Annotated in this window: 5 protein-coding genes; 3 read left to right on the forward strand and 2 right to left on the reverse strand. The window is 69.6% G+C overall.

Features of this window, described 5'->3' with window-relative positions:
* Nucleotides 1–568: 568 nt before the first annotated feature.
* Both IEY82_RS00005 and mgrA read left to right on the forward strand, forming a co-directional pair.
* Complete coding sequence (locus IEY82_RS00005; RefSeq protein ID WP_189121847.1) at nt 569–2,668, forward strand: S9 family peptidase; 2,100 nt, start codon at nt 569–571, stop codon at nt 2,666–2,668.
* Nucleotides 2,665–3,651 (forward strand): L-glyceraldehyde 3-phosphate reductase, encoded by a 987-nt coding sequence (gene mgrA, locus IEY82_RS00010; protein ID WP_189121848.1) that lies wholly within the window; start codon nt 2,665–2,667, stop codon nt 3,649–3,651. Before IEY82_RS00005 ends, mgrA begins: the two co-directional genes overlap by 4 nt.
* 3 nt (nt 3,652–3,654) lie before the next feature.
* On the opposite strand, the gene IEY82_RS00015 is transcribed toward mgrA, so the two are convergent.
* Nucleotides 3,655–6,033 (reverse strand): lysylphosphatidylglycerol synthase transmembrane domain-containing protein, encoded by a 2,379-nt coding sequence (locus IEY82_RS00015; protein ID WP_189121849.1) that lies wholly within the window; start codon nt 6,031–6,033, stop codon nt 3,655–3,657.
* Nucleotides 6,034–6,356: 323 nt separating this feature from the next.
* Between IEY82_RS00015 and IEY82_RS00020 the strand changes: the two genes are divergently transcribed.
* Nucleotides 6,357–8,372 (forward strand): molybdopterin-containing oxidoreductase family protein, encoded by a 2,016-nt coding sequence (locus IEY82_RS00020; RefSeq protein ID WP_189121850.1) that lies wholly within the window; start codon nt 6,357–6,359, stop codon nt 8,370–8,372.
* Here IEY82_RS00020 and IEY82_RS00025 read toward each other — a convergent pair.
* Nucleotides 8,350–9,078: alpha/beta hydrolase (locus IEY82_RS00025; RefSeq protein WP_373291437.1), on the reverse strand; the 729-nt coding region annotated here is incomplete at its 5' end. The two genes, IEY82_RS00020 and IEY82_RS00025, sit on opposite strands and share 23 nt — an antisense overlap.

The following is a 9,078-nucleotide window of genomic DNA, read 5'->3' on the forward strand; positions in this document are numbered from 1 at the left end:
CCAGCGTTCGTCCTGAGCCAGGATCAAACTCTCCAAACAATGCCTGGAAAACAATCCTGGCCAACATCCACTCATGAATGTCAACCAAAGGAATCCGTCAAAAAAGACGGGGTTGTGCATCATGCACTGGCTTTTAACACACTGTTGAGTTCTCAAGAAACGGACGCGTACACCCTCACAAACCCGAAACCATTCAGGCCCGCTCAGAGGCGTTCACTTTCGCTTCACAATTTCGTTCTGTTGTGTTCGAATCCTCCCAGCCCCCCCAGACCCGTGTCAAATTGACCCGAACCAGTCTGACCAGCAGAAATCGAACACCACCCCGTTCCCAGGGCAACCCCTCTAACTTACCAGCCTTCAGAGCGATCCGCGAACCGATCTTCAAGCGGGGTGAGTCTGAGAGATTACCGACCAATGCTGCGCAACCATGCCGATATCACCTAAGTGAAGGAGGTTGGTTGCCGCACCGCGTCGACTCCCCAAGAGTAGCAGCGCCCCCGACCGCCCGAGACGCATTCACCACCGTTCATGGCCACAGAACGATCACAGGCGACCATAGACTCCCCACGTGAGCAGCAAAACACCGCCACTGGCGAAGACGGTCCCGACTGAGCGCACGCACCATGGCGACACCGTGGTCGACGAGTACGCGTGGCTCGCAGACAAGGACGATCCCGACACGATCGCCTATCTCGAAGCGGAGAACGCGTTCCTCAAGGAGGAGACCGCTCACCTGGCCGACCTGCAGGAGCAGGTGTTCCAGGAGATCAAGGGCCGCACCCAGGAGACCGACCTCTCGGTGCCGAGCCGCAAGGGCGCGTGGTGGTACTACACGCGCACCGAGGAGGGCAAGCAGTACGCCGTCTCCTGCCGGGTCCCCGCCGACGGCGACACACCGCCCGAGGTCAAGCCCGGCGAGCGCCTCGACCAGGAGGAGGTCGTGCTCGACGGCAACGAGCTGGCCGGCGACAGCCCCTTCTTCTCCATCGGCACCAGCACCATCGCCCCCGGCGGCACGATGCTGGCCTACTCCACCGACTACAAGGGCGCCGAGCGCTTCACGTTGAGGTTCAAGAACCTGGAGACCGGCGAACTGCTGGACGACCAGATCGAGGACGTCTTCTACGGCGGCTGCTGGTCGGCCGACGGTTCGACGTTCTTCTACACCCGCGTCGACGACGCCTGGCGCCCCTTCCAGGTCTACCGGCACACCCTCGGCACGCCTGAGGACGTCCTGGTCTACGAGGAGCCCGACGAGCGCTACTGGATCGGCATCGGGCTCACCCGGAGCGAGCGCTACCTCGTCCTCGGCGCCGGCAGCAAGATCACAAGTGAGGCCCGCGTCCTCGACGCCAACGACCCCACGGGTGAGTTCCGGGTCGTCCGGCCGCGGACGGTCGGCGTCGAATACAGCGTCGAGCACGCCGGAGACTTCTTCTACGTGCTCCACAACGAGCACGCCGAGAACTTCGAGCTGGCCACCGCCCCGCTCGACGCTCCCGGCGACTGGACGCCGCTGATCGCGCACAGCGAGGGCACCCGGCTGCTCGACATCGAGGCGTTCTCCGACCACGCCGTGATCCACTTCCGCCGCGACGGGCTGACCGGCATCCGAGTGCTCCCGTACGGGGACGAAGCCCCGCGCAACGGCTGGCGCGACCGGGTGGAGGCCGCCTATGCCGGGGCCGCGTACGAGATCGAGTTCCCCGAGCCGCTCTACGACGTCAGTCCGGCGGGCAACCCCGAGTTCAGCACCCGCAGGCTCCGGCTGGCCTACACCAGCATGATCACGCCGCCCAGCGTCTACGACTACGAACTCGCCACCCGCGAGCTGATCCTGCTCAAGCAGCGGCCGGTGCTCGGCGGCTACACCCCCGACGACTACGAACAGTTCCGCGACTGGGCCACGGCCGGCGACGGCACGCGGGTCCCGATCTCCATCGTCAAGCGCAAGGACACCAGCGCCCCCGCCCCCACCGTCCTGTACGGCTACGGCAGCTACGAGACCTCCATCGATCCGGGCTTCTCCGTGCCGAGGCTGTCACTGCTCGACCGCGGCTTCATCTTCGCCGTGGCCCACGTCCGGGGTGGTGGCGAGATGGGCAGGCGTTGGTACGAGGAAGGCAAGCTGACCAGGAAGCGCAACACGTTCACCGACTTCGTGGCCGCGGCCAGGCACCTCAAGCAGGCGCGCTGGAGCGATCGGGTGATCGCGAGAGGCGGCTCGGCGGGCGGCCTGCTGATGGGCGCGGTCGCCAACCTGGCGCCGGAGGAGTTCGCGGGCGTGGTGGCCGAGGTGCCGTTCGTCGACGCGCTCAACACGATCCTCGACCCGTCGCTGCCGCTGACCGTGATCGAGTGGGACGAGTGGGGCGACCCGCTGCACAACGCCGATGTGTACGCCTACATGAAGAGCTACACGCCGTACGAGAACGTGGACGGCCGGTCGTATCCGCCGATTCTGGCGATCACCAGCCTGAACGACACCCGGGTGCTCTACCACGAGCCCGCGAAATGGATCGCCAGGTTGCGGGCGACGGCGCAGGGAGGGCCGTTCCTGCTCAAGACCGAGATGGGGGCGGGCCACGGCGGGCGCAGCGGGCGGTACGACGCCTGGCGCGAGGAGGCCTTCGCCCTCGCCTGGATCATCGAGAGAGGCACCTCGTGACCTATCAGGCCGACGAGGGCCGCTACGAGCGCCAGCCGTACAACCGCAGTGGGAAAAGCGGGCTCAGGCTGCCGGCCGTGTCGCTGGGACTGTGGCACAACTTCGGCGACGACCGCCCGCTCTCCACCTCGCGCGCGATCCTGCGCCGGGCGTTCGATCTGGGCATCACGCACTTCGACCTGGCCAACAACTACGGCGTGCCGTACGGGTCGGCGGAATCCAACTTCGGGCGGGTGCTTCGGCAGGATTTCGCCGCGTACCGGGACGAGCTGGTCATCTCCAGCAAGGCCGGGTACGACATGTGGCCCGGGCCCTACGGAGAGTGGGGGTCGCGCAAGTACGTGCTGGCCAGCCTCGACCAGTCGCTGGCGCGGATGGGGCTGGAGTACGTCGACGTCTTCTACAGCCACCGTCCCGATCCGGACACGCCGCTGGAGGAGACGATGGGCGCGCTGGACCGGGCGGTGCGCTCGGGCAAGGCGTTGTACGCGGGCATCTCCAACTACTCGGCCGAGCAGACCGCGCAGGCGGCCCGGATCATGCGCGAGCTGGGCACGCCTCTGCTCGTCCACCAGCCGTCCTACTCGATGATCAACCGGTGGATCGAGGGCGGGCTGCTCGACGTGCTGGAGGAGGCGGGCATGGGCTGCGTCGTCTACTCGCCGCTCGCGCAGGGGTTGCTGACCGACCGCTACCTGGACGGGGTGCCCGCCGACTCCAGGGCCGCGACCAGCAGGTTTCTGAGCGCCGACCAGATCGACCGCGAGCTGGCCCGCGACCTCGACGAGATCGCCAGGAGCAGGGGGCAGACGCTGGCGCAGATGGCGCTGCTGTGGACCCTGCGGGACCCTCGGGTGACCAGCGTGCTGATCGGCGCGAGCACTGTGCGGCAGTTGGAGGACAACGTCGCCTGCCTGGACGGCCCCGCCTTCACCGAGGACGAGCTGGAGGCGATCGACAAGATCACCCGGCCGGCCTCGTGACCGTCACAGGGCCTCGTGCCGCTGGAGGTAGGTGAAGGAGGCCCAGCCGGGCAGCACCGGCAGCCAGAACGTGAGCAGCCGGAACAACAGGACGGCCGAGGTGGCCAGCTCCCTGGGCAGGCCGGCCACGGTCAGTCCGACGATGAGCGAGGCTTCGACGGCGCCCAGGCCGCCAGGCGTGGGCGCGGCCGAGCCGATGGCGTTGGCCGTGAGATAGACGACGGCGACGGCGGTGAAGTCGAGCTCGCCGCCGAAGGCCGCGACGCAGGCGTCGAGGCAGACCACGAACGCCAGGGTGATCATCAGTGTCCCGGCGGAGCCCTCGATCAGCTTGCGTGGCGACTGGAGCACGTCGAGGAGCCGGGGCAGCACGTTGGAGAACAGCCGCCGCATCCGCTCGGTGATGATCCGGCGCAGCCGCGGCACCCCCAGCAGGACGACGACCAGCACGGCCAGCGCCAGCAGGGCGAGGACGAGCTCACGCGACGGGCTGAACGAGGTGGCGGTGTTGGAGCCGGTGATGTAGGCGAACAGCAGCAGCAGCGCGATGTGGAAGACCATCATGATCAGCTGCGAGGCGCCCACGCTAGCCACCGCGAGCGCCGGGGAGATGCCGCGCTTCTGCAGGTAGCGGGTGTTGATGGCGACGCCGCCGACCGCGGCCGGCGCCACGAGCTTCACGAACGAGGCCGCGAACTGCACGAGCACGGTGCGCCACAGCGGCAGCGGCTCGGGCACGAACCCGCGCAGCATCAACGCGGCCGCCACGAAGCTGACGAACGAGGCGACGAGCGCCAGGCCCGACCAGCCCCAGTTGGCCGTGGAGATCACCTGGCCCAGGTTGACCTGGCTGAGCTGGGAGAGCAGGAAGTAGGCGGCCAGCGTGCTGGCGATGATGGTCACCAGGGTGCGCGGCCTGAAGCGTTCGAGGCGTACCTCCTCGACCGTGCTCTGGGGCTTGAGCGCGACGATCTGCTCGCGGATGGCGGCCAGCAGGCCCTTGTCCTTGGACAGGGCCGAGCGGGTCTCGCGGGTCAGCGCGATGCGCTGGAGCAGCGGCATCGCGTGGCCCAGCGCGTCGGGGCCCATGACGGCGGCGGCGGCGCGGACCGAGCGCTCGGGCCCGACGCGCAGCGCGAGGTAGGTCAGCAGCTGCGCGACGTCGAGCCGCAACAGCAGGTCGCCGGCGGCGATCTCGCCGCTGCGGGCGTCGGTCAGCACGACGCGGCCCGCCCCGTCGAGGTGGATGCCGTCGCCGGTGAGCCGCCGGTGTGCCAGCCGCTGGATCTGCAGCAGCGCCACCTGCTCCCAGATCTGCGCGAGGACGCCGTCGTCGATCTCGTCGTCGGGCACCTCGTCGAGCGTGCGCGTGTCGAGGTGCTCGTAGGCGAGCAGGGCGGCCTCGGTGCCGATCTCGCTGGTGCCGAGGAGCCGCGGCGTGCTGGCGCCCGCCGCCTGCGTGGCGTACGCCATCAGCGCCTCGCGCTCCAGCTCGGCGCGGAGCGACCTGATCGCCCGGCGCCTGGTCTCGGAGTTGAGCCGGATCCGGCGCCACAGCCGGTACGGCAGGCCGGCCACCTGACGGTCGCGGTCGAGCACGGTGACGTCGAGGCTGCTGCCGTCCCGGAGCCCCATGTGGTAGCGGCGGCTGCCCTGGTGGTCGTCGTCGATCCGGCGAGCCGAGACCGGGGCGAAGGAGAGCTTGCGGAGGGCGGCGACCACGGCGTTGCCGGGCGGCCGGGTGTTGGGGCTGCCGACGCCGTAGAGGGTGGCGTAGCCCATCGCCATGCCGACCAGGACGGTGACGACGGCGCCCGGCAGCGTGATCTGCCTGCCGGAGAACAGCGCGAAGATGTAGAGCGCGATCACGGTCCAGGTGAGCGCGCGCCAGGTGGGGCGGCGGGAGATGCGCACGGCGGTGGTGTAGGCGATCACGGAGGTGAGCAGCGTGTTGAGCGGCTCGATCGAGCGGCCGCCGGTGAGCAGCTGGCTCAGGTCCTCGGCGTTGCCCGCGAGGAGCCACTGGCCGAACAGGAAGGACCCGACCATGCCGATGATCGCGGCGATCAGGCCTTCCGCGACGCGCAGCCCGTCGCGGTGGAAGACGCGTTCGACGGCGAACGCCACGGGCACGGTCAGCACGGCCGCGCCGCCGAGGAACGTGGCCACGCGGCTGAGCAGGTCGGGGACGAGAGTGGTGCCCTCGGTGACGTCGGCCTCAAGGCCGTTGAGGGTCTGCTTGGCGATCAGGGCGAGCAGGACGACCGCGCCGAGCACGAGCAGCGTGGCGAGGAAGCGCAGCAGGTCGGAGGGGCGCCGGAGGCGTTGCGGCAGCAGCGGCTCCACCACGTAGACCTCGTGGTCTGGACGTGCCTCAGCCACGGCTGGACCCTCCTTCGAGAGGTCCTCCGCCTTCGAGCGTTCGCTGATTTCGGCCACCGACAGCGATTCTGCACCTTCCCGGCCCGACCGTACGATCTTTAGCCGTTAGTGTCCCTGATCGTCACCTCCGTCTGCACCGGACAACGACTCGGTCGGCAGTGACGTGCCCAGCCCCGAGGTTTCGATGCGTCCGGCTCTCGCACGCTTCGTCATCGCACGTCAGGCGGTAGACGAGGCGCGCGAGGCAGAGTACACGCCCCAGGTGTCCCATCCGTAACACGGCTCCCCGGGGCGGTTCCGGAGTGGGAAGTAAGCTCTGCGCTATGTCGGGTGAACTGAGGGTTTGGGGAGCTTGTCCGCTGGACTGCCCCGATGGCTGCTCGTGGATCGTGACCGTCGACGAGGGCCGGGCGGTGAAGATGCGCGGCAACCCGGACCACCCCTACACGCGTGGCTCCCTCTGCGTGAAGGTCAACCGCTATCTGGAGCACACCCGGGCGGACGACCGCATCCTGCACCCGCTGCGCCGTACGGGACCGAAGGGGTCGGGGCGCTTCGAGCGGATCAGCTGGGACGAGGCGCTGGAGGAGATCTCGGTACGGCTGCGCGGCATCATCCAGGAGCACGGCGGCGAGGCGGTCTGGCCCTACCAGGGCACCGGGTCGCTCGGCTTCGTCCAGGGCTGCGAGGGGGCGGCCGGGCGCCGGTTCTGGAACGTGCTGGGCGCCTCCAGGCACTGGCTGAACATCTGCTCCACCGCCGGCAACACCGGGCTGACCCTGACCAACGGCACGCCCGGCGGGATGGACCCCGAGGACTTCGCGCTGTCCAGGCTGATCCTGCTCTGGGGCACCAACACGCTGACCAGCGGCCACCACCTGTGGAAGTTCGTCCAGGACGCGCGGGCGGACGGCGCCCACGTGGTGGCGATCGACCCGATCCGCACGAGGACCGCCGACCAGGCCGACCAGCACCTGGCGATCAGGCCGGGCACGGACGCGGCGCTGGCGCTCGGGCTGCTCAACGTGGTGCTCGCGGAGGGCGCGCAGGACGAGGAGTTCCTGGCCGAGCACACGGAGGGCTGGGCGGCCTTCCGCGAGGAGATCCTGAGCCATCCGGTCGCGAAAGTGGCGGAGATCACCGGCATCCCGGCCGAGGACATCCACAGCCTGGGGATACGGCTCGCGCGCACCCGGCCCACGGCGATCCGCGCCACGATGGGGATCCAGCGTCACGCGGGCGGCGGCACCGCGATGCGCACCATCGCCGCGATCCCGGGCGTCACCGGCGACTGGCGGCACCCGGGCGGCGGTGTCTCCTACTCCACCAGCGGGCACCTGCGTCTCGGCGTCGACACCCGGGAGGACCTGCTGGCCGCGCCGGTGCGCACGCTGACCATGACCCGGCTGGCCTCCGAGCTCGGCTCGGTGAAGTGCCTGTGGGTGTACGGGGCCAACCCGGTCGGCTCCACCTCCGACACCAACGCGATCAGGCGTGAGCTCCGGCGCGACGACCTGTTCACCGTGGTGATGGAGCAGTTTCCCACCGACACGGTCGACTACGCCGACATCGTGCTGCCGGCGACCATGCAGACCGAGCACCTCGACCTGCACGCCGGGTACGGCCACCTGTACCTGCAGTGGAACGAGCCCGCCGTGGAGCCGCCGGGCGAGTGCCTGTCGACGACGGAGACGTTCCGGCGGCTGGCCAGGCACATGGGTCTGACCGAGCCCTCGTTGTACGACTCGGATCTGGAGCTGGCCGGGCAACTGCTGGCCGGCGACCACCCGTCGCTGGAGGGCATCACGCTGGACCGGCTGCGCAAGGAGGGCTGGGTACGGCTGAACCACCCCAAGCCGTTCCTTCCGTTCGCCGACGGCTTCCCGACGCCGTCGGGCCGGTTGCGCTTCCCGCCCGCGGGCGAGGCGTACGTGCCGCCCCTGTCGGTCCGTACGGCCGGCGGCTCGCCGTACGGGCTGACTCTGATCACGCCCGCGGCGCACACGTTCCTCAACACGGTGTTCGGCAACAATCCGGAGCTGCGGCGCCGGGCCAAGGAGCCGGTCGTGCTGGTCAACCCGGCCGACGCGGCCGAGCGCGGGCTGGTGAGCGGGCAGCGGGCGCGGGTGCACAACGACCGCGGCGAGTTCCTGGCCGACGTCGAGGTGAGCGACCGGGTGGCGCGGGGCGTGGTGGCCTCGCCCAAGGGGCGCTGGCCGAAGCACAGCCCCGGCGGCGCGAACGCGAACGCGGTCGTCGAGGAACGTGACGCCGACCTGGGCCGGGGCGCCGTCTACCACGACAACCTGGTCGAGGTCAGCCCTTGTGCCGGTCCATGAAGGTGACGATCCGGTCGAGCACCTCGGGGCCGTAGGAACTGCGGAACAGGTCCGTGGCGTGAAAGCGCTCGCCCTTGATGACGTGCATCTCGTTGGCGGGGGCCTTGGTGGCGGCGTCGTGGGCCGCCTGGAGGTCCTCGGCGCCGCCGTAGCCGTCGTGCTCGGTGCCGATCTGGAGCAGCGGCACGGTGATGTCGGCCGCGTCCTCGGGATCGATCGCGCCTGACAGGGCGACGATGCCCGCCGCCTTGTCACCCGTCCGTGCCGCGGCGGGGGCCGAGGCGGTGCCGCCGATGGAGCCACCGACGAAGAACAGCCGCTCGACGCCCTTCTTCCCGGCCAGCCGCTTGCCCATTCTGACGGCCATGTCCTCCGGTGTGACGCTGCTGTCGCGGGCGTAGAGCAGGACGCGGTAGCCGGCCTGGACCAGGCGGTCGGAGAGCGGGCGCCAGTTGCAGACGTTGCCGAGGCGCTCGTAGGTGATCACCACGCCGACCTCGCCCTTGCCCGTGATCACACCGGGCAGGTCGTCGCCGTGGGTGAAGATCTCGCCGTCGTCCTCGCTGAAGCAGCCGCTCACGTTGGGACCGGTGATCACAGGTGATGGGGTCGGGGTCGGGGTCGGGCTGGGGGTCCGCGTGGGTGACGGGGCCGGGCCGTCCGCGGTGGTGCCGGTGGTGGTGTTGACCGCGCCCCCGCAGGCGGT

It is taken from the genome of Nonomuraea cavernae (genome assembly GCF_014646355.1).
GTDB classification, from domain to species: Bacteria; Actinomycetota; Actinomycetes; order Streptosporangiales; family Streptosporangiaceae; genus Nonomuraea; species Nonomuraea cavernae.

What these genes read in the sequence shown, in the direction of transcription:
- IEY82_RS00020 (WP_189121850.1), top strand. Translation starts at nt 6,357, where the DNA reads ATGTCGGGTGAACTGAGGGTTTGGGGAGCTTGTCCGCTGGACTGCCCC.